General features: G+C 64.0%; 23 protein-coding genes. 18 read left to right on the top strand and 5 right to left on the bottom strand.

The genetic code is table 11. From position 1 onward, the window contains the following. Window positions 1-10 precede the first annotated feature (10 nt). The 3 genes from OSC37_RS10100 to OSC37_RS10090 all read left to right on the top strand — a co-directional run bounded on the left by OSC37_RS10100 (window position 11) and on the right by OSC37_RS10090 (window position 1,479). Window positions 11-610, top strand: coding sequence for a uracil-DNA glycosylase (locus tag OSC37_RS10100; protein WP_267161350.1), 600 nt, complete (start codon window positions 11-13; stop codon window positions 608-610). A gap of 40 nt (window positions 611-650) precedes the next feature. Then, a complete protein-coding gene (locus OSC37_RS10095; RefSeq protein ID WP_267161349.1) occupies window positions 651-1,262 on the top strand; it encodes an MBL fold metallo-hydrolase in 612 nt (203 codons plus the stop codon). A 73-nt stretch (window positions 1,263-1,335) separates the two neighbouring features. Further along, on the top strand, window positions 1,336-1,479 hold the full coding sequence (locus tag OSC37_RS10090; RefSeq protein ID WP_267161348.1) for a hypothetical protein: 144 nt from the start codon (window positions 1,336-1,338) through the stop codon (window positions 1,477-1,479). 272 nt (window positions 1,480-1,751) lie between these two features. Here the strand turns inward: OSC37_RS10090 and OSC37_RS10085 are convergent, their stop codons facing one another. Continuing rightward, window positions 1,752-1,901: a 50S ribosomal protein L40e gene (locus OSC37_RS10085; protein ID WP_267161347.1), complete on the bottom strand. Its 150-nt coding sequence runs from the start codon at window positions 1,899-1,901 to the stop codon at window positions 1,752-1,754. A 123-nt stretch (window positions 1,902-2,024) separates the two neighbouring features. On the opposite strand from OSC37_RS10085, the gene OSC37_RS10080 reads away from it, so the two are divergent. Next, on the top strand, window positions 2,025-3,146 hold the full coding sequence (locus OSC37_RS10080) for an oxidoreductase (protein WP_368409583.1): 1,122 nt from the start codon (window positions 2,025-2,027) through the stop codon (window positions 3,144-3,146). Window positions 3,147-3,168: 22 nt separating this feature from the next. On the opposite strand, the gene OSC37_RS10075 is transcribed toward OSC37_RS10080, so the two are convergent. After that, window positions 3,169-4,218 (bottom strand): alpha/beta fold hydrolase, encoded by a 1,050-nt coding sequence (locus OSC37_RS10075; RefSeq protein ID WP_267161345.1) that lies wholly within the window; start codon window positions 4,216-4,218, stop codon window positions 3,169-3,171. Window positions 4,219-4,308: 90 nt separating this feature from the next. On the opposite strand from OSC37_RS10075, the gene OSC37_RS10070 reads away from it, so the two are divergent. Next, a complete protein-coding gene (locus OSC37_RS10070) occupies window positions 4,309-4,782 on the top strand; it encodes an 8-oxo-dGTP diphosphatase (protein ID WP_267161344.1) in 474 nt (157 codons plus the stop codon). Window positions 4,783-4,815: 33 nt separating this feature from the next. On the opposite strand, the gene OSC37_RS10065 is transcribed toward OSC37_RS10070, so the two are convergent. Continuing rightward, window positions 4,816-5,274 (bottom strand): pyridoxamine 5'-phosphate oxidase family protein, encoded by a 459-nt coding sequence (locus OSC37_RS10065; RefSeq protein ID WP_267161343.1) that lies wholly within the window; start codon window positions 5,272-5,274, stop codon window positions 4,816-4,818. A gap of 85 nt (window positions 5,275-5,359) precedes the next feature. Next, window positions 5,360-6,793 carry a sensor histidine kinase gene (locus OSC37_RS10060; protein WP_267161342.1) on the bottom strand — a complete coding sequence of 478 codons (1,434 nt, stop codon included), beginning with the start codon at window positions 6,791-6,793 and terminating at the stop codon, window positions 5,360-5,362. A 125-nt stretch (window positions 6,794-6,918) separates the two neighbouring features. On the opposite strand from OSC37_RS10060, the gene paaI reads away from it, so the two are divergent. From paaI to OSC37_RS10025, 8 genes are all read left to right on the top strand, one after another. Further along, window positions 6,919-7,314 (top strand): hydroxyphenylacetyl-CoA thioesterase PaaI, encoded by a 396-nt coding sequence (gene paaI / locus OSC37_RS10055; RefSeq protein WP_267161341.1) that lies wholly within the window; start codon window positions 6,919-6,921, stop codon window positions 7,312-7,314. A 2-nt stretch (window positions 7,315-7,316) separates the two neighbouring features. Then, on the top strand, window positions 7,317-7,487 hold the full coding sequence (locus tag OSC37_RS10050; protein WP_267161340.1) for a hypothetical protein: 171 nt from the start codon (window positions 7,317-7,319) through the stop codon (window positions 7,485-7,487). A gap of 41 nt (window positions 7,488-7,528) precedes the next feature. Continuing rightward, window positions 7,529-7,741: a DUF7561 family protein gene (locus OSC37_RS10045; RefSeq protein WP_267161339.1), complete on the top strand. Its 213-nt coding sequence runs from the start codon at window positions 7,529-7,531 to the stop codon at window positions 7,739-7,741. A gap of 72 nt (window positions 7,742-7,813) precedes the next feature. Beyond that, window positions 7,814-8,200 carry a hypothetical protein gene (locus tag OSC37_RS10040; protein WP_267161338.1) on the top strand — a complete coding sequence of 129 codons (387 nt, stop codon included), beginning with the start codon at window positions 7,814-7,816 and terminating at the stop codon, window positions 8,198-8,200. Window positions 8,201-8,212: 12 nt separating this feature from the next. After that, window positions 8,213-8,500 carry a GIY-YIG nuclease family protein gene (locus OSC37_RS10035; protein WP_267161337.1) on the top strand — a complete coding sequence of 96 codons (288 nt, stop codon included), beginning with the start codon at window positions 8,213-8,215 and terminating at the stop codon, window positions 8,498-8,500. 169 nt (window positions 8,501-8,669) lie between these two features. Further along, entirely contained in the window at window positions 8,670-8,822 is a 153-nt protein-coding gene (locus OSC37_RS19150; RefSeq protein WP_438267586.1) for a DUF7837 family putative zinc-binding protein, read from the top strand. Between the two features lie 76 nt (window positions 8,823-8,898). After that, complete coding sequence (locus OSC37_RS10030; RefSeq protein WP_267161336.1) at window positions 8,899-9,696, top strand: ZIP family metal transporter; 798 nt, start codon at window positions 8,899-8,901, stop codon at window positions 9,694-9,696. 57 nt (window positions 9,697-9,753) lie between these two features. Continuing rightward, window positions 9,754-11,466: a radical SAM protein gene (locus OSC37_RS10025; protein WP_267161335.1), complete on the top strand. Its 1,713-nt coding sequence runs from the start codon at window positions 9,754-9,756 to the stop codon at window positions 11,464-11,466. On the opposite strand, the gene OSC37_RS10020 is transcribed toward OSC37_RS10025, so the two are convergent. After that, window positions 11,463-11,975, bottom strand: a complete 513-nt coding sequence (locus OSC37_RS10020; protein ID WP_267161334.1) for a gamma carbonic anhydrase family protein — start codon at window positions 11,973-11,975, stop codon at window positions 11,463-11,465. The two genes, OSC37_RS10025 and OSC37_RS10020, sit on opposite strands and share 4 nt — an antisense overlap. A gap of 104 nt (window positions 11,976-12,079) precedes the next feature. On the opposite strand from OSC37_RS10020, the gene OSC37_RS10015 reads away from it, so the two are divergent. From OSC37_RS10015 to OSC37_RS09995, 5 genes are all read left to right on the top strand, one after another. Further along, a complete protein-coding gene (locus OSC37_RS10015) occupies window positions 12,080-13,729 on the top strand; it encodes a sensor histidine kinase (protein ID WP_267161333.1) in 1,650 nt (549 codons plus the stop codon). Between the two features lie 40 nt (window positions 13,730-13,769). Then, complete coding sequence (locus OSC37_RS10010; RefSeq protein ID WP_267161332.1) at window positions 13,770-14,606, top strand: fructosamine kinase family protein; 837 nt, start codon at window positions 13,770-13,772, stop codon at window positions 14,604-14,606. A 61-nt stretch (window positions 14,607-14,667) separates the two neighbouring features. Continuing rightward, window positions 14,668-15,381 carry an EthD domain-containing protein gene (locus OSC37_RS10005; protein ID WP_267161331.1) on the top strand — a complete coding sequence of 238 codons (714 nt, stop codon included), beginning with the start codon at window positions 14,668-14,670 and terminating at the stop codon, window positions 15,379-15,381. Between the two features lie 2 nt (window positions 15,382-15,383). Further along, window positions 15,384-15,962 carry an HD domain-containing protein gene (locus tag OSC37_RS10000; protein ID WP_382186884.1) on the top strand — a complete coding sequence of 193 codons (579 nt, stop codon included), beginning with the start codon at window positions 15,384-15,386 and terminating at the stop codon, window positions 15,960-15,962. 323 nt (window positions 15,963-16,285) lie between these two features. Next, window positions 16,286-17,605, top strand: a complete 1,320-nt coding sequence (locus OSC37_RS09995; protein ID WP_267161329.1) for an ABC transporter substrate-binding protein — start codon at window positions 16,286-16,288, stop codon at window positions 17,603-17,605. Window positions 17,606-17,649 lie beyond the last annotated feature (44 nt).

Genomic DNA, 17,649 nt, shown 5'->3' with positions numbered 1-17,649 from the left:
TCCTCTCGGTATGGATAAGCCAGCGTGCTGGAACGAGGAGCGCGTCGGCGTCACCGGCTGTGAGCGCTGTCCCGAACTGGGCGACTCCCGGAGCCAGATTGTCGACGGCGTCGGGCCCACTGACGCGGCGGTGCTGTTCGTCGGGGAGGCACCCGGCGCGAACGAGGACGAGGACGGCGAACCGTTCGTCGGTCGCAGCGGCGATGTGCTCGACGACGGCCTGCGGGGGGTCGGCCTCGCCAGAGCCGACGTACGCATCACCAACTGCGTGCGGTGTCGCCCGCCCGATAACCGTGACCCGACCGGTGATGAGCTGACGAACTGTCGGGGGTACCTCGACCGCGAGATTACGACGGTCGACCCCGATCTGGTGGTCACGCTGGGGAAGGTACCCGCCGAACACCTTCTCGACCGGTCGGTCGGCGTCACGGGCGAAGCCGGCAACCTTGATGCGGTGACCGTCGACGGCGAGGAGTATCCGGTACTCCTCTGTGTCCATCCGGCCGCGACGCTGTACGACCCGAGCCAGCGTGGAACCTTCGAGTCGACACTCTCGACCGCCGCCGAGTACGCCGGGGACGGCGGGCAGTCTACCCTCGGCGAGTTCTGAGCGGACAACGTTCAAGCCGGTGGCGGGCGTGGTCTCGGGTATGGACGTCATCACCGTCACCGACGGCGCAGACGCCTTCACGTGCAACGCCTACCTCGCGGTCGGCGAGCAGACGACCCTCGTCGACGCCGGCGCGATGGAGGGTGTCGAAGAGGTAATCGCCGACCACACCGACAGCCTCGACGCCGTTGTCCTCACACACCAGCACGGCGACCACGTGAGCGAACTCGACGCGGTGCTCTCGGCGTTCGACGCCGACTGCTACGCCTACGGCGACCATCCACAGAAGACCCACGACCTCGTGGACGGAGAGACGGTCCAAGTCGGCGACGAGGGCTGTGAAGTGGTGTATACCCCTGGTCACGCAGCGGACCACATCTCGCTAGTCGGCGAGCGGTCGATGTTCTCCGGCGATGTCGTCGTCTACAACGACGGCGCGTTCGACGACGGGAGCTTCGGCCGGACGGACTACCCCGGTCAGTCCCGCGAACGGCTCATCGATTCCATCGAGCGGGTACTTGACCGACTGCCCGAGAGCGTCGACCGGCTGTACGCCGGCCACGGTGACGCCTACGAGGGTGACGTTCGCGGAGTTATAGAGCGGGCGCTCGAACGAGCGCAGCGTCGGGAGCCGAAGTATCCGGACGAGTAAAGAGCCGGGACAGGGATGTCCAGAGAGGTGGTGTGGGAGACTCGTTACGGCTGACAGCGAGCGGTCGCCGTCAATGGGGAGCACGACGCACCGTCTCGCGACCCGTCCGGGATGCACAGTCGCCGACCCAGCAAGCGAGCATACGTCCGTGCGAGCACGCGACCGCAGGCGACCACAGGGAGCAACGTGGACGCGGCCGCTGCCACACGGGGCCTGACGGTGTCACCGCAGGCCGAACACTCGAGACTGTCACCCGCTGCCGTTGCGGACCTCGTGCCAACACGTCGGACTGTTTTCTCCCGGGCGAGGCACGCGTCCGACCGGTAGCAGGGGTCGGCGACATGCATCTCTGCCTTGTGAGTGGATACGGATAAGTGTGGTGACGGATGGTATCTAATGGTGTCCAATGTACGTGAAAGGCCCCACGGATGTATTATCGGGCGGTGCTGTTGCTCGGCGGTGCCTGCGTCTATAAGAAGACAGGAAGGGTTATGCGCTGCGTGTTTCGCGTGCTTTCGGTCGGAGATTCTTGTAGCCACATTTCCGGCAACTATCGGCACGCTGGGCGTTGCGAGCGTTACACCGCATGCAGACCTGGGCCGTGAAGAGCCGTTCCTCTGCTTCTTCGAACTTAGCCATGCCAGACTGTTATCAGGGGCGTGGTTAAGAGTTTCCGATTCGAGTCGTCGACAGCTGCCGACCGCCACCACGGCCCAACCTCGGCGGAGTGAGAACGAGGGGCCTATTCCGATGAAACACATACTGCCGTTCGAGATGTTATTCGATTCAACGTCGCTACAGGAGTTGACCCTCGACAATCGTGTCGGCCTGGCGCCGATGACACGGGTGAGCGCGACGGCCGACGGGCGTGCGACCGACGAGATGGCCAGATACTACGCGAAGTTCGCAGACGGTGGGTTCGGCTTCCTCGTGACGGAGGGCGTCTACACCGACAGCGCCTACAGCAAGGGCTATCTGAATCAGCCGGGGCTTGTTACCGACGCCCAGGTCGACGCCTGGAAGACGGTGGTTGATGCGGTCCACGATGCTGGCGCGCCGATTTTCGCACAGTTGATGCACAGTGGCGCACAGAACCAGGGGATGCCGCCCTCCGAGCCCCAGGAGACCATCGCGCCGTCACCGGTCCAGCCCGACGCTGAGAAATCAGAGGCCTACGGCGGGAGCGGTCCCTATCCCGTGCCCGAACAGGCCACCCACGACGACCTCGACACGGCGCGAGAGGGGTTCGTCTCAGCGGCTGTGAACGCTGCCGAAGCCGGCTTCGACGGCATCGAGATACACGGCGCAAACGGCTACTTCATCAACGAGTTCCTCTCGTCGACGATGAACCAGCGTGACGACGAGTACGGCGGCGGGCCGGCGGCCCGCGTCCGGTATCCGGTCGAAGTCGTCTCAGCAGTCGCCGACGCCGTCCCGGATGATTTCGTCGTCGGCCTCCGAGTGTCTCAGACGATGGTGACCGACACGGACCACCAGTGGGAAGAGGGCGAAGACGCCGCAGCGGTGTTCTTCGAGGAGCTGTCGGCCGCCGGTGCCGAGTACATTCACACCACCGAGCCCGACGCGACCGTCTCCTCGTTCGGCGAGGACGGCCCCTCGCTCGCAGAGACCGCCGTCGAGTACGCCACCGACGACACGGTCATCATCGCAAACGGCGGACTTGGGACCCCCGAGGCCGCACGCACCGCGCTCGACGACGGTGCAGACCTCCTGACGCTTGCGACGGGCGCGCTCGCGAACCCGGACTGGCCGCGGCGAGTGGCCGACGGCAACGAACTGGCCGAGTTCGACTACCGGGAGTTCCTGCGTCCGGAAGCCACCATCTCAGAGCACGAACTCGCACTTGAAGTGTCTGAGGAGTGACGTTACAGGGCTAGACAAGGCGTTACCCATCGAGATGAACAGTGAGCGCAGACAGCACCTCGTCGTGTTGCTCGATGTGTGGCGAGTGGCCCGCCTCCTTGACGACGACCTCCTCGTACGCGCCGCCGGCGTCGGCGTAGGCCTCGAAGACATCTCGCGTCTGTGAGACCATCGGCTGTGGCGGGTACTCGTCTTCGCCGGGCCAGTCCGGGAGTTCGCCGATTTTGCCGAGGTAGCCGGCGTCGAAAAACGAGGTGTCGGAGACGATGCGGTCCTCGGCTCCGCGAATCCACAGAATCGGCGGCTTGGGGTTGACTTCGTCGATGCCGGTCAGGTCAAGATACTTCGGCGAGAGCGCGTTGTTGGTCCCACCCTCGCCCGGCGCGACCCCCGGCCAGTTCTCCGAGGGTGTCGCATCGCCGGGGTAGTAGTCGTCGCCGGTCTCGGTATCTAACAACGCGTCGACGTATGTGTCCTCGATATCGGGATCGAGTTCGGTTTCGGGCGCGAGATAGAACGAGCGCATGACGTTGCGCGGCGATGCGTCGGAGTCGGCGCTTCGGTCGCCTGCCTCCAGTCGCTCGATGAACTCCTCGTTTGCCATCCCCGCACCCGTCCCCGCGTAGTCGGGCTGACAGGGCGTACCGTCCCGGCGGGTGCCGCCGTAGCCGTACGGCGAGACGGGATTCAACAGCGCGAGCGACGCCACCTCCTTGGGGTGCTCGATGGCATAGCGCATCGCCACGCCGCCACCAGTCGACCAGCCCACGAGCGCCGGCCGCTGGATTCCCAGTTCTGTCACGAGCGCTCGGATGTCCTCCCCGAAATCCCGCAACCCACGAGTCGCGTCGATTGGCCGTCGCTCGGAGCGACCGTAGCCCCGCAGGTCGGGTGCAATCGCCCGATACTCCTCGGGGAGGTCCGCGAGCAACTCCGCATAGAAGCGCGAGGAGGAGGCGTTGCCGTGGACGAACACCACCGGGTCGCCGTCCTCGGCTCCGGATTCGAGGAGGTGTGTTTCGAGTCGGTCCGTCGAGACGGTCCGGGAGGAGACGCCGTCTGGTACGGTCATAGGCCACAGTAGACACACCTGTCGAATAAATCTGGGGCCGGCGTCGCTAGAGACCACAACGGCTACTTACCGCGAGCGCAATCCACGAGCATGAACGAGTCGACGCTGTGTCACCCTATCGTCGACGGGGAACTGCTGTTGATTCGGAAACAGCGCGGGCTCGGTGAGGGGAATCTTGTCGGCCCGGGCGGGAAGCTCGAAGCCGGCGAAACGCCGTTCGAGGCCGCACGGCGGGAGGTCCGCGAGGAGTTGCGGGTCGAACCGACGGGCGTCGAGAAATGCGGCGAGTTCGGCTTTCACTTCCGGGACGACGCGCCCGAAGAGGACTCGATGTACGTCCACGTCTTCACCGCCGACGGAATCGAGGGGAATCCGGAGGCGACCGAAGAGGCGATACCGGAGTGGCACGCCGTCGACGACCTGCCCTACGACGAGATGTGGGTCGACGACCGGATATGGATGCCACACATGCTCGACGGAGAGACCTTTACCGGTACCTTCGTCCTCACTGACGAGGGTGGCGCCATGCACAGCTACGAGATGGAACTCGGCGTCGACATGTAGCCAGTCTGCTGACCCGACCTCGGCGGCACCCGTTCACTGGTAGGCCTGGCCTTTCCGGCCGGTCATCTCCTCAGGGACAAGCGCGACGTGGCGCACGCCGGTCATCGGGTCCGACGGCGGGAAGATGGTCGGAAACCAGGCGTTCTCGTCGAGCACGTCGTCCATATACTCGATGTCATCCTCGCTCACCTCACGAACGTCACCCCGGACGACGACGCTTTTCCAGTCGAAGCGTGTGCTGACCTGATAGGTCGTCAGGCAGGCGGTGTCGGTCTCGTCCAGATAGGCGAGTTTCCGGCTCTGCTCGCCAAAGGCAAGCAGTGACGCGTACAGCCACTCGCCGTCGTATCCAAACGAGATGGGAACGCCGTAAGCGTCGGCGTCGTCGGCGAGCGACAGGATGCCGTGTCCCTGCTCCGTGAGAAACTGCTCGATTTCTGTTGCTGTCATCTCGATACCCCCCAGTGTCTCTGTTGTCTCGTCTGTCGTCATCGTGGAACTAGATCACCGACCACTGTAATGTGTATTGTCCCTGTTCCAACAAAGTGAGAACAGTTCACACGGCTGCCGCCGGCGGTCAGGTCCAGTCTGGGGGAGCACCGTTCTGTGGTTCTTGATCGGTCGTCGGCAACTCGACGACGAACGCCGCCCCGCCGGGGTCGCCGTCCTCGGCCCAGATGCGGCCGTCGTACTGGTCGACGAGCGTCGACACGAGAAAGAGTCCGAGGCCAGTTCCGGGGCTATCGGCGTCGGTCTTCCCTTTCCCGAAGATGTCCTGTTTGCGGTCGTCAGGGATGCCAGGACCGTTGTCCTCAATGCGGACGCGAACGTTGGTGTCGGTCTCCTCGACGCCGACTCTCACCTCGGGGTTGTCAGCGCCGTTGTGCCGGACGGCGTTGCTCAGGAGGTTCCCGAACACCGAAGAGAGGAGCTCGTTGGCCCGGACGGTCACCTGCGGGAAGTCCTCGGCCACGATGGTGGCGTCGGCGTAGCTCGCCCGTTTCTTCTCGATTTCAGTCTCGAGCACACCCCGTAACGCGACGGGTTCGAGGTCGGGGTCGTCCTCGCTTTCGAGGGACCGGACAAAGTCACGCGCCGTCGCCGTGAGTTCAGCCATGTGGTCGCTCGTGCTCTGGATGCGTTCGAGGAAGGTCCTCCCTGCCTCGTCGACGTGGTCCTCAAGCTGCTCGGACCACGACACCAGCAGCTGGAGGTCGTTGTTGATGTCGTGGCGGACGATGCGGTTTATCATCGCGAGACTCTCGTTTTTCTGTTCGAGCTTGCGCTCGTTGTGTTTCTGGTGTGTTATCTCTCGGCTCACCAGCTGGACGGATTCGTTGCCGGCCGTCGGAAGCGGGACCGCGATGTTGTGGAAGTGTCGGACGCCGATACTGTCCTGGAACGTGACCGCGTTGTCGGTCGTCAGCGCCCGCTTGCACTCTTCGAGGCGGCCGGCGGCGACGTCTTCGGGCAGAAACTCCGAGAGCTGACGGCCGACCAGGTCGGACTGTGCAACGCCGAACTCCGTTGCGACGGCCTCGTTCGCGGCGAGAATCTCGCCATCGAGGCTGAGCTGTGCGATGCCGTCGGGCGTGTTGTCGATGAGTTGTTCGTACTTGCGCTGGGTCCGTCGCTGCTCGATGACGTTCTGGATACGATTGACCAGCAAGTCGAGCGATTTCTCCATGACCGCACCCTTGAGCAGGTAGTCGTCGACGCCAATGCTGATTGCACGGCTGGCGGTCGACTCGTCACCCTGTGCGGTGAGCAAGACGAACGGAACGTCGGCGTCGACCATCTCGTAGAGCTCCAGCCCGGAGGTCTCGGGCATCTCGTAGTCGCTCACGATGCAGTCGACATCACCGTCACGGAGCTCAGCCAGCGCGTCAGCGGCGTTTGTCGCCATCTTGGTCGTGATATTGTACTCTGTCGTGAGCTTGTCGGCAAGCATCGAGACGAAGAAGTCGCTGTCGTCAACGACGAGTACGGTAATCGAATCTGTCCGAACCATGGCCGTGGGCTATAGTAGTAATATAAGTCCGATGAGTGGTATACAGTTGTTGGTCTCGGCACCGGTTGTTGTTGTTGTAGCTGCTGGCCGGTGGTTATTTCTCGCTCGTCGGTGAACGGACGACCATGACAGGCGTCGACGACGACGTGCGCGAGCGAATCGACTCGGACCCGTTCTGTGAGACGCTGGGCATCGAACTGGCCGGTCTCGAACCAGGCTCCGCCAGAACCGAACTCACTGTCACCGACGACCTTCTCAACTTCCACGGGACGCCACACGGCGGGGCAATCTACTCACTGGCCGATGCCGCCTTCGCCGCCGCCTCGAACTCCCACGGCGACACTGCACTCGCCCTGGAGACGAACATCTCGTATCTCGACGCCGTCGAGGTCGGCGAGACGCTGACCGCGACCGCAGAGGAGACACACCTTGCGGGCGCGACCGCCGAGTACGAAATCGTCGTCACAGACGAGGCAGACGACCGCGTCGCCACGTTCCGCGGCCGTGTCTACCGTCCCTAAGCATGGACCGGCAGACTGCAGGCGTGCTCGCCAGCTCAGTGCTCTCGCTGTGTGGACTGACCATTCTCGGTGTCGGAGCGCTCGGCGGCGACCAAAACAGCGTCGTCATCGGAGCAAGTGTGATGACGATGGCCGGCAGTGCGATGGCGGCAATATCAGCCGGTGAGGGGTGACGGCGGGAAAGTGTCTTGTCCGCCGAGCCGCTACGCCGAGTATGTCACGTGAACCGTGTGATGGCTGTGGGGAGGCGGTCACCATCGGGTCCGCCTCGGCGAATCTCTGGTCGTTCAACCAGGAGTCGACCGGCGGGCTGGTGCTCGAACTCGCAGACGGCACCGAGCACTTCCTCTGTCACGACTGCATCGACGACCTGCCCGACGACCGCGAGGTAACCGCCGCGGATGTCGAGGCCCTCTCGGAGAGGTGATAGCGGTCTGGATATGACCAAAATCAGAGAGGAGGCGAATAACTAATAAGTGTCCCCAATATCACACAGAGTATGCGAGACCGACTTACGAGACGACAGTTCGTCGCAGGAGCAACGATGACATCGCTGGGAGCCACTGTCGGACTGGCCGGCTGTCTCGGGGGCGGTGACGGCGACGATGTGCCGGACGCCTCGTTTGTCTTCGAGGTCGAGGGCACCACGCTCACCGTCACTCACGACGGCGGCGACGCCCTCGACGAGGACAACGCCGGCGGCGTTCAGATACTCCGGGAGACTGACGATGGCGAGGCGCTACTCCAGGGCTGGGGGCTCCCGGTCGAGGAAGGCGATAGCGTCGAGGTCAACGGACAGTTCGCGTCCGGCCAGACCATCATCGTCCGGTGGTTCACGGCCGACCAGGAGGAGTTCGCAGACATCAGCACCTACGACATCGAGTAACACCGGCCCCAGATGGCCAACCACCACTACGTCTACGTGCTAGAGTGTGACGATAGCACCTTCTATACCGGCTATACGACCGATGTCGGCCGGCGTGTCACAGAACACAACGCCGGCGACGGAGCAAAATACACCGCCGGGCGGACTCCGGTCTCGCTGCGGTACGTTGAGTATCACGACGACAGAAGTACCGCACAGTCCCGTGAGTACGATATCAAATCTCATTCGCGCGAGGAGAAGGCCGCGCTCGTGGCGGCGGCCGACGACCGCGTCGCCGTCTGTGTCGACCCGCCGTCGTAGCGCTGTCGAATGATAACGCGACCCACAAGCATTCCGTCGGGCAGTTTCACTTTCACTCCGGGTGGGTTGCCTATTTATCCCCGAACGTTCATGGTTAGTGTAGAGGGCGTCACCCTCGCTCTCGACAAGAGTGTCACACGCTCTTTCCCCCCTTATCACGCACCCACCCATGACAGTCCAACGTCCGTCCCCAGTCGGTACGTGCCCGTCCTGTGGCACAGAGATCGATGACCGTCACATCCTGATACAGTACGCGACCGCCACCGGCCCCGGAATCTACGCAGAGTGTCCGGACTGTCGAGATATCATAAGTCCGACATAACAGTTACCCCAACCCGGGCACCGGGACCGCCTCGGAGTCCGATGCTACTTTGTACGACTCTCTCGGCTAGTGACGCATGGTCGTCTTCGAGAACCTCGTCCTGGTGTTCGTCGCCGGCCTAGTCACCGCGTTGGCGACGGGACTCGGCGTGGTGCCGTTTTTCTTCTTCGACTCGATAAGCGACCGCCACAGCGTCGTTCTGTGGGGGTTCTCCTCGGGGATTATGATATCTGCCTCGACGTTCGGGCTCATTCAGGAGGGACTGGCCGAGGGAACACCACTCGAAATCGGCGCTGGCATGGCCGTCGGCGTCGTACTGGTCACGCTCGCCCACGACGTGCTCGTCGACGCAGACATCGACCCCCACGAGTACGAGGAGGCCGACTTCACGAAGCTCGTACTCATTCTTGGCATTCTCACGGTCCACAGCTTCCCGGAGGGCATCGCCGTCGGCGTCTCGTTTGCCGACCTCGGACTGGAGGGCGGTCTCTCGGTGCTCGGGTTCACCGTGCCGTTGCTCGCGGTGTTTATGACCATCGCCATCTCGATTCACAACATCCCCGAAGGGACCGCCATCTCGATTCCGCTCCGGTCGATGGGTGTCTCGGAGCCGAAGATGGTCTGGTGGGCGGTCTTTTCGAGTCTCCCCCAGCCGATTGGCGCGGTCATCGCCTTTGCCTTTGTCAGCGTCGCCCGGACGTTTCTCCCCTTCGGGTTCGGGTTCGCCGCCGGCGCGATGATATATCTCGTTCTCACGGAATTCATCCCCGAGGCACTCGACCTCGGCAAGGGGCTTCCTCGCGGCGGCAAACCACAGCTCGCAGGTGGTATCGCGCTGGGCGTGGCGCTGATGGTGCCACTGGCGTTTATCTGAGCGTCCGTACGCGCCAAGTAGACACCGTTTTGGGGACCGAGCGGCTACAGCCTTCCAATGCAGGACCCGGCCAATCTTTCGGTCACGCTTGTCGACGGCTACGTTGACGAGCCCGCACACTTCGGCGTGCCGCCCTACATCTCGACGTATCCCCGGTACGTCGCTGGCGCGCTCGTCGACGCCGGCGTCCCACAGTCGGCGATTACCTACCACACCATCGACGCCCTCCGCGACGAGCGGGACCGCTGGGGGGACGTGGCGACGGCCGACCTCGTGGTCTACGTCGGCGGGATGACCGTCCCTGGCAAGTACGTCGGCGGCACCCCCGCCGAGCCAGACGAGGTGCGCCGCATCGCCTGGACCGCCGACGGAACGACGCTGATGGGTGGGCCAGTCCGCTTCGGCGTCGGCGACGAGAACGCTGGCGCGACCGAGACCGAACGCGACGACCTCGACTACGATTTCGTCGCCAAAGGCGACGTGGAGGCCGCCGCTTACGACCTCGTCCACGGCGGTCTCGAAGGGTTCAGCGACCGGATGCGTGACAACGAGGAGATTACCCGGTGGGCCGAGCAGGGTGCGTTCGTCGTCGAGCAACACCCTAACCACCCCGACTACCTCATCGCCGAGATGGAGACCTCGCGCGGCTGTGCCTACCGGTGTTCGTTCTGTACGGAACCGCTCTACGGCGACCCCGCCTTCCGGTCCGCGGCGTCGGTCGTCGGGGAGGTAGAGGCGCTCTCGGAACACGGAGTGCGGGACTTCCGACTGGGCCGACAGGCGGACATTCTCGCCTTCGGCGGCGACGGCGAGGCCCCAAATCCCGAGGCACTCCGCGAACTGTACGGCGGCATTCGCGAGGCCGTCCCCAATCTGCGGACGCTTCACCTCGACAATATGAACCCGGTGACTATCACCGACTATCCCGAGAAATCCCGCGAGGGTATCCGGATTATCGCCGAACACAACACGCCAGGGGATACGGCTGCCTTCGGGCTCGAATCTGCCGACCCGGTCGTTCAGGACGAAAACAACCTGCTCGTGACAGCCGAGGAGTGTCTCGAAGCGGTGCGAATCGTCAATGAGGTGGGCGGGTTCCGGCCGGGAGGCGACCGCGAGACCGCCCCCAATTTCGGGTCGAACGCCGCCCGCAGGCTCCCGAAAATCCTGCCAGGTATCAACCTCGTCCACGGCCTCCAGGGCGAGCGCCGGGAGACCTTCGAGCACAACCGAGAGTTTCTCCAGCGCGTCTACGACGAGGGGCTGATGGTCCGGCGGGTGAACATCCGCCAGGTCATGTCCTTCGAGGGCACCGAGATGTCCGACACCGGCGCGGAAATCGCCCACGACCACAAGAAGCTGTTCAAGCAGTACAAACAGGAGGTCCGCGAGGAGATAGACAACCCGATGCTCCAGCGCGTCGCGCCGCCGGGAACGGTCCTGAAGGACGTACACTTGGAGTACCATCAAGACGGCAAGACGTTCGGCCGCCAGCTGGGTACCTACTCCCTGCTCGTCGCGGTGCCCGGCGAGCGCACGCTCGGCGAGGTTATCGACGTGGCGGTCACGGACCACGGCTACCGGTCGGTGACCGGCGTCCCCTATCCACTCGATGTCAACAGCGCCTCGATGGACGAGCTGGCGGCGATTCCGGGCATCGGCCGCCAGCGCGCCGGCGACGTGGTGGTCGAGCGCCCCTACGAGTCGGTGCCGAACCTGGAGGACCTCGACCGGTTCGCTACCGTTGGCTCCGCCGAAGGTGCCGATTAATCGACGGGACCGAACCCGTCGACCCGCGTTGTGTAGTGTTCGGCAGTCTGGAACAGCGCTGCGTCTCTGTCGAGGTCTTCGCGGAGGACCTCTGCGGGCGTCCCCCCGACGAGCGTTTCTGATTCGATGCGCTGGCCCTCGGTGACGAGACTGTTCGCGCCGACGACGCTGTAGGGTTCGAGGACTGCGTCGTCAAGCACCGTCGCGTTCATGCCGACGAGGCTATGCTCGCCGACAGTCGCGTTGTGGACGATTGCGTTGTGGCCGACGGCGGCATTTTCCTTGAGGTGGACCCGCTGGTCGGGAGCGTCGGCGTGGATGGTGACGTTGTCTTGGACGTTCGCACGCGCGTCAAGGACCACCTCGCCGCCGCCGTCGCCGCGGATAACCGCGCCCGGCAGAACCGTCGCCTCCGGGCCGACGGTCACGTCACCGACGAGTACCGCCGTGGAGTCGACAGAGGCGGAGTCGGCGACGGTCGGTTCCTGGTCGTGAAAGGAGCGTTGCATGCCCCTGGGTTGGACGGTCAGGGTAAAAAGCCCGGCCGTGAGGGTGGCGGGCGGCCCCGGGAAATCCTGCACCGTTATTGTGCTCGCACCGAGATACTCTCCCGATGGCAACCCACGTTTCGCTCATCCTGTTCCTCGCCGTGGTTGCCGGGTTCGTGCTGGCCGGTATCGGCGTCGACGGCTACCGCCGGTGGGAACACCCGGGGTCGGGGCTCGTTGCCGGCTATCTCGCGCTCTGTGGGCTGATTCCGATAGCCTCACTGTCGTTTGCGGTCGTGAACTCGGAGACGCTGCCGACGCTCGTCTTCCTCGGTCTCTGGTGTCTCTCGACCGTTGTCTGGTTCCTGTTTGCGCTCCAGTACACCGGGAGCTACACCCGTCAGCGCCCGCTGCTTGCGGTGGTACTGCTCGTGCCGTCGCTGGTGTTGGTCCCCTGGCTCGTTGAGCCCGTCGGGTCGGCCGGGGCGACTGCCTCGGCGCTGTCGGCGGTCGCACTGAGCACGTACTCGGCGTTCGCGCTCATCGGCAGCCTGCTCGTCTTTCGGAGCACGGTCCTCGACGAGTACATCTCGCTGTCGAGCGGGAGTGTACTCGTCGTCCTTGGAATCGCCCCGAGCCTGACAGTCACGCTGTTCGGTCAGCTCACCGATCAGGACGTGACGCTTCTTTCGGCGAGCATCTTCGCGGCCGGGTTCGGTATCAGCGCCGTCGCCGCTGTGCTCGCGGTATTCCGATACGGCATCTTCGACCCAGTGCCGACGGCCGGACTGGTCGGTGAGCGAGCGATGCTCCGGGAGACAGACGATCTCGTCGCAATTGTCGATACCGACGACCGAGTGCTCTCGCTCAACGAGCGCGTCCGCGCGACGGTCGTCGAGGAGTCGACACCGCTTGGCACAGATATCGAACGAGTCCTCGGCCACACGAGCCAGCGCTTCGCTGAACGCGACACCATCGACCTCGATACCGCGCGCGGCGTCCGGCAGTTCGACAGCCAGGTATCCCAGCTGACCGACGGCCACGGCCGGGAGCTGGGCGCTATCGTAAGTCTCCGTGACGTGACCGACCGAGAGCTACGCAAGCAGCGCCTGGAGGTCTTCAACCGTATCCTGGGACACAACATCCGCAACGAGGTGAGCGTCATCACCGCCAACGCCGAGGTCGTCGCCGACCAAACCGAGGACGACCTCGCGACACGCCTGGATACCGCAATTGATGCCGCCGATTCGCTGGACTCCCAAGGGACGAAAGCCCGGCGAATCGAGGAGATTCTCGCGGCCGACGAGCAACGACGGTTCGAACTCGGCGCGTTCCTCAACGCCCTCACTGACGAACACGAGCGTCGTTGGCCCGGGGCGAGCGTCACCATCGAGGCACAGCCGGATCGGGAGATACACTGTGACCGGGCGGCGCTCCGGTTCGTCCTAGACAATCTCGTCGAGAACGCAGTCGAACACGCCGAGACCGACACCCCCCGGGTCGTCCTCGCCGCGGCCGTCGAACCGGGCGAGCGGTACCCGGTCGTCATTGAGGTCCGCGACAACGGCCCGGGGATTCCAGACAGAGAACGCAGCGTCGTCGAGGGTGGCGAGGAGACGCCGCTGGAACACGGCTCCGGCGTCGGTCTCTGGGTTACGAACTGGGCGACGACCGACCTGGGCGGAGACCTCTCGTTCACACAGCGAGACGCAGGCGGCACAGTCGCCCGAGTCGGGCTCCCCTCGTCGGTGCTGGTCGACGGCTCGACCGACTGAGGACCGCGACACTCTTGTAGGCGGCTCCGGACGTTCTGTCGTGGACACGACACGCATCGAGCGGGCGCTCGGAACGACGGTTCGCTCGCTGTCCGAACTCGACGGCGGGATGATCGGCACCGTCCATCGGGTCGCCCTCGAAGACGGTCGGACAGTCGTCGCAAAAACCGGCGAGACGCCGCTATCGGTCGAGGCGAGGATGCTCCAGTACCTCGACGCGAGCGGGCTGCCGGTGCCGGCGGTGCTTGCAGCCTCGGACAACCTGCTGGTACTGACACACGTCCCGGGCGACTCCGAAATCACACCTGCTGTCGAGCGCGACGCCGCCGACCATCTCGCGGCGCTACACGAGACGACGGCCGACCGGTTTGGCTTTCCCTTCGCGACGCTCACGGGCACAGTCACGCAACCAAACCCCTGGACCGACCACTGGTCGCGCTTCTACATCGACCACCGGCTCCAGCACGTCCGCGAGTTGTGTCTCGATGCTGGCGCACTCGATACGGCGCTCGACCGGCGGCTGGAGGCCGTTCTGAGCCGATTGGCCGAGATACTGGTCGAACCCGCCGCGCCGGCACTGATTCACGGCGACGCCTGGCGAACGAACATCCTGACCAGCGGCGAGGAGGTGTCTGCCTTTCTGGACCCGGCCTGTTACTACGCCCATCCCGAGATCGAGCTGGCGTACATCGACTGGACAGACACCTTCGGCGAGGCGTTCTTCGAGCGGTACGAGACGCTGTGTGGCATCGACGACGGCTTCTTCGAGACGCGCCGGTACGCCTACCGGCTGTATCCGCTCCTCGTCCATCTGCTGTTGTTCGGGTCGCCGTACGACGAGGAACTTGCGGCGGCTCTCGACCACCTTCCTGAGTGAGCGAGTCGCCGCTTTCCCGGTTCCACCGCGTTTATCACCGGCCCGCGAGAACTCACGGGTGATGTACAAGCATATCGCACTGCTCGTCCGCCAGGAGGGGATGAGCCACGAGGAGTTCGTCGACTACTGGCAGAACAACCACACGCCGATCGCGAAAGATATCGAGGGCGTTGTCCGCTACCAGCAGGTGCTGCCGACCGAACCCGAACACGCCGAGTTCGACGGCATCGCCGAACTCTACTTCGAGACGCTGGACGACCTGCACGAGGCGCTGGGAAGTCCCGGCTCGCGAGATTACGACCCTACGAAAGAGGTTGCCGCCGAGGCCCGCGAGGACGTGAACAACTTCCTCGCTATCGAAGAGCGGCCCCGCTTCATCGGCGAGGAGAAAGTCTGGAAGGAGGAGGCCGACAGCACCGACGGCCTCTACAAACACTCGGCGTTTCTCGTCCGCAAAGAGGGGATGAGCCACGAGGAGTTCCGTGAGTACTGGGAGTCGAATCACTCGCCGCTGGCGAAAGACATCGAGGGCGTCGTCCGGTATCACACGGTCTACCCGACCGACCCCGAGAACGCCGAGTTCGACGGCGTCGCCGAACTCTACTTCGAGACACTCGAAGACCTCCACGAGGCACTCGGCAGCGAGGGGTCCCGGGACTACGACCCGAGTAAGGAGGTCGCCGCCGAGGCCCGCGAGGACGTCAACAACTTCCTCGCTGTCGAAGAGCGTCCCCGGCTCATCGGCCAGGAGCAGGTCGTCAAAAGCGAGGAGTGACCATGTACGACCAGCAGGTCCGGGATGCCTTCCCCGAACTCGACGATATCGAGAGTGACCAGTTGCGCGAACAGGTCGTCGAGGCGTGGGTGCTGGGGCTGGAACGCGGCGGCTGGCAGGACATCGAGGACATCCCCTACGCCTGGAACATCCACGAGGTCTCGAACGTCGAGCACGTTCGCGGCGTGACGCGCATCGCCCGGGAGGGAGCGCGCGAGCAACGCGAGTTCCACGGCGCAGACCCCGACCTCGATACGATTCTCGCTGCAGCCCTCCTCCACGACGTCGGCAAATGCTACGAGTACACCGACCACGTCGAGGACGACCTCGTCGACCCCGACCCGACCTACGCCAGCGAGGAGATTCCACACTCGATTTCGGGGTACGCCCTCGCCCACGAGGTCGGCTGCCCGCTGTCGGTCCAGCGCGCCATCCCGCATTTCCTCGGCGAGGTGCCCACACGCACGCTTGAGGCCGAGCTCGTCAAAAGTGCAAACTCGATGTCCTCGAACGCCATCACGCAGGCGGCGATGGGTATCACCCTCCAGGAGTGGGTCGACGAGTACTCACAGACCTCCTGACAGCGGTATTGCGATGATTTTGGCTGATAGTGATTGTTGCGAGTCGTTACCGCCGTTGGGAAACGAGACGTGGGCCTCACGCGGCGAAACACCGATAGTCGTGACGTGGTCACGAAAATAACCGCAACAATCATTATGAGACGAGCCACGAACGCCCGTATGAGCGCGGATTCGCCGACGTGACACTCCGGCGGTTTTTCGGCCGAGCCGACGACATTCAGTCTGAATATCCGTATTTAAACCCGCCATTATGCGGGGTAAGTACTTAAACCAACGATATATATGGGGTAATGCATATATGCCAGTACCGGGAAAGCGACCGTATGAGAAACGATAACCAGATGCAAAAAAAGCGACGAGACTTTCTCAAAACGACGGCAGCGGGGAGTGCTGTTGCGCTCACAGGACTGTCAGGCTGTATCGGGAGCACCGACGACGGAGACGACGGCGACGGCGAAGACGGAGGCGACGGCGAGGACGGCGAGGACGGCGGAACGACGAGCGACGGGACAGAGTTCGACGAGGTCACGCTCGGCGTGCTCGAACCGTTCACGGGCGACTTCTCAGAGCTCGCAAGCGAGCGAAACCAAGGCGAAACGCTGGCTATCGACCAGGTCAACGCGAGCGACGACTACGACTTCGAGTTCGACGTCGCGGAGTACGACACCCAGCTCAGCTCCGAGGACGGCGTCCAGGCGGCAAATCAGGCAATCGAGTCCGACGGCGCACAGTTCCTGACTGGCGCGATTTCGAGTTCGGTGGCGCTGGCTATCAACGAGGTCGCCGCGACGAACGAGGTCGTCTACACACCGGGTGCGGCCGACGTGTCGATTACCGGCTCGAACTGCAACGAGTACGTCTTCCGCTTCGAGACGAGTACGGCACAGATTGCCGAGGTGACGACCCAGTGGCTGGCCGACCAGGGGTGGACGAACCTCCATTACCAGATTGCCGACTACGCCTACGGCGACTCCGTGCTCGAAGAGGTCGACTCTCGGATGAGCGACCGCGCCGACGGCTACGAGCGGCTAGGGACCACCCGCTCTGACGTGGCCGCACAGAACTTTGATTCGACCATCACCCAGATCGAGGACAACGTCGGCGACGCAGACGCGCTGGTCGTCGGCGCGACCGGCGGGCACCTGATTCGCTTCCTGGTGCAGGCCGCAGAGCGCGGCCTGAAAGAGGATATCCCAATCGTAACGACGACCGGTTCGTTCCGCGTTGTCCGCGGCGGTGCCGGTTCGGCCGCCCACGACGTCTACAGCGGCACCAGATACGTGCCGAGCATCGACACGGGGACGAACCCGCAGTTCGTCGAGGACTACCAGGCCGAGTACGACGCGCCGCCGGACAACTTCTCGCGGGTCGGCTACGGCTCGGTGCTGATGCTCGCAAACGGCATCCAGGAAGCTGGCTCCAAGGACCCCGAAGATGTCAAAGACGTGCTGCCGGGCATGAGCCACGAGACAATCTTCGGCGACGTATCCTTCCGCGAGTGCGACCACCAGGCGTCGAACCCCGTCTGGATGGGACAGAACGTCGAGCCCGAGGAGGGCGAGACCGCCGCAGTCGAACTGTTGACGAACCTCGACGGCCAGGCAGCACAGCCGCCGTGTGAGGACACGGGCTGCGAACTGTAATCTCGGGCTCTCGGTTTCAGATGTACGCAGGCACGATACAGTCG

The organism is Halovenus salina (genome assembly GCF_026410925.1).
Lineage (GTDB): Archaea > Halobacteriota > Halobacteria > Halobacteriales > Haloarculaceae > Halovenus > Halovenus salina.
Note: the sequence above shows the minus strand (reverse complement) of the source record. Positions and strands in the feature narration are given on the sequence as shown.

Excerpts from the sequence above, each read along its gene's own strand:
- OSC37_RS10100 (WP_267161350.1), top strand. The coding sequence starts at position 11 with ATGGATAAGCCAGCGTGCTGGAACGAGGAGCGCGTCGGCGTCACCGGC.
- OSC37_RS10095 (WP_267161349.1), top strand. The coding sequence starts at position 651 with ATGGACGTCATCACCGTCACCGACGGCGCAGACGCCTTCACGTGCAAC.
- OSC37_RS10090 (WP_267161348.1), top strand. The coding sequence starts at position 1,336 with ATGGGGAGCACGACGCACCGTCTCGCGACCCGTCCGGGATGCACAGTC.
- OSC37_RS10085 (WP_267161347.1), bottom strand. The coding sequence starts at position 1,901 with ATGGCTAAGTTCGAAGAAGCAGAGGAACGGCTCTTCACGGCCCAGGTC.
- OSC37_RS10075 (WP_267161345.1), bottom strand. The coding sequence starts at position 4,218 with ATGACCGTACCAGACGGCGTCTCCTCCCGGACCGTCTCGACGGACCGA.
- OSC37_RS10070 (WP_267161344.1), top strand. The coding sequence starts at position 4,309 with ATGAACGAGTCGACGCTGTGTCACCCTATCGTCGACGGGGAACTGCTG.
- OSC37_RS10065 (WP_267161343.1), bottom strand. The coding sequence starts at position 5,274 with ATGACGACAGACGAGACAACAGAGACACTGGGGGGTATCGAGATGACA.
- OSC37_RS10060 (WP_267161342.1), bottom strand. The coding sequence starts at position 6,793 with ATGGTTCGGACAGATTCGATTACCGTACTCGTCGTTGACGACAGCGAC.
- paaI (WP_267161341.1), top strand. The coding sequence starts at position 6,919 with ATGACAGGCGTCGACGACGACGTGCGCGAGCGAATCGACTCGGACCCG.
- OSC37_RS10050 (WP_267161340.1), top strand. The coding sequence starts at position 7,317 with ATGGACCGGCAGACTGCAGGCGTGCTCGCCAGCTCAGTGCTCTCGCTG.
- OSC37_RS10045 (WP_267161339.1), top strand. The coding sequence starts at position 7,529 with ATGTCACGTGAACCGTGTGATGGCTGTGGGGAGGCGGTCACCATCGGG.
- OSC37_RS10040 (WP_267161338.1), top strand. The coding sequence starts at position 7,814 with ATGCGAGACCGACTTACGAGACGACAGTTCGTCGCAGGAGCAACGATG.
- OSC37_RS10035 (WP_267161337.1), top strand. The coding sequence starts at position 8,213 with ATGGCCAACCACCACTACGTCTACGTGCTAGAGTGTGACGATAGCACC.
- OSC37_RS19150 (WP_438267586.1), top strand. The coding sequence starts at position 8,670 with ATGACAGTCCAACGTCCGTCCCCAGTCGGTACGTGCCCGTCCTGTGGC.
- OSC37_RS10030 (WP_267161336.1), top strand. The coding sequence starts at position 8,899 with ATGGTCGTCTTCGAGAACCTCGTCCTGGTGTTCGTCGCCGGCCTAGTC.
- OSC37_RS10025 (WP_267161335.1), top strand. The coding sequence starts at position 9,754 with ATGCAGGACCCGGCCAATCTTTCGGTCACGCTTGTCGACGGCTACGTT.
- OSC37_RS10020 (WP_267161334.1), bottom strand. The coding sequence starts at position 11,975 with ATGCAACGCTCCTTTCACGACCAGGAACCGACCGTCGCCGACTCCGCC.
- OSC37_RS10015 (WP_267161333.1), top strand. The coding sequence starts at position 12,080 with ATGGCAACCCACGTTTCGCTCATCCTGTTCCTCGCCGTGGTTGCCGGG.
- OSC37_RS10005 (WP_267161331.1), top strand. The coding sequence starts at position 14,668 with ATGTACAAGCATATCGCACTGCTCGTCCGCCAGGAGGGGATGAGCCAC.
- OSC37_RS10000 (WP_382186884.1), top strand. The coding sequence starts at position 15,384 with ATGTACGACCAGCAGGTCCGGGATGCCTTCCCCGAACTCGACGATATC.
- OSC37_RS09995 (WP_267161329.1), top strand. The coding sequence starts at position 16,286 with ATGAGAAACGATAACCAGATGCAAAAAAAGCGACGAGACTTTCTCAAA.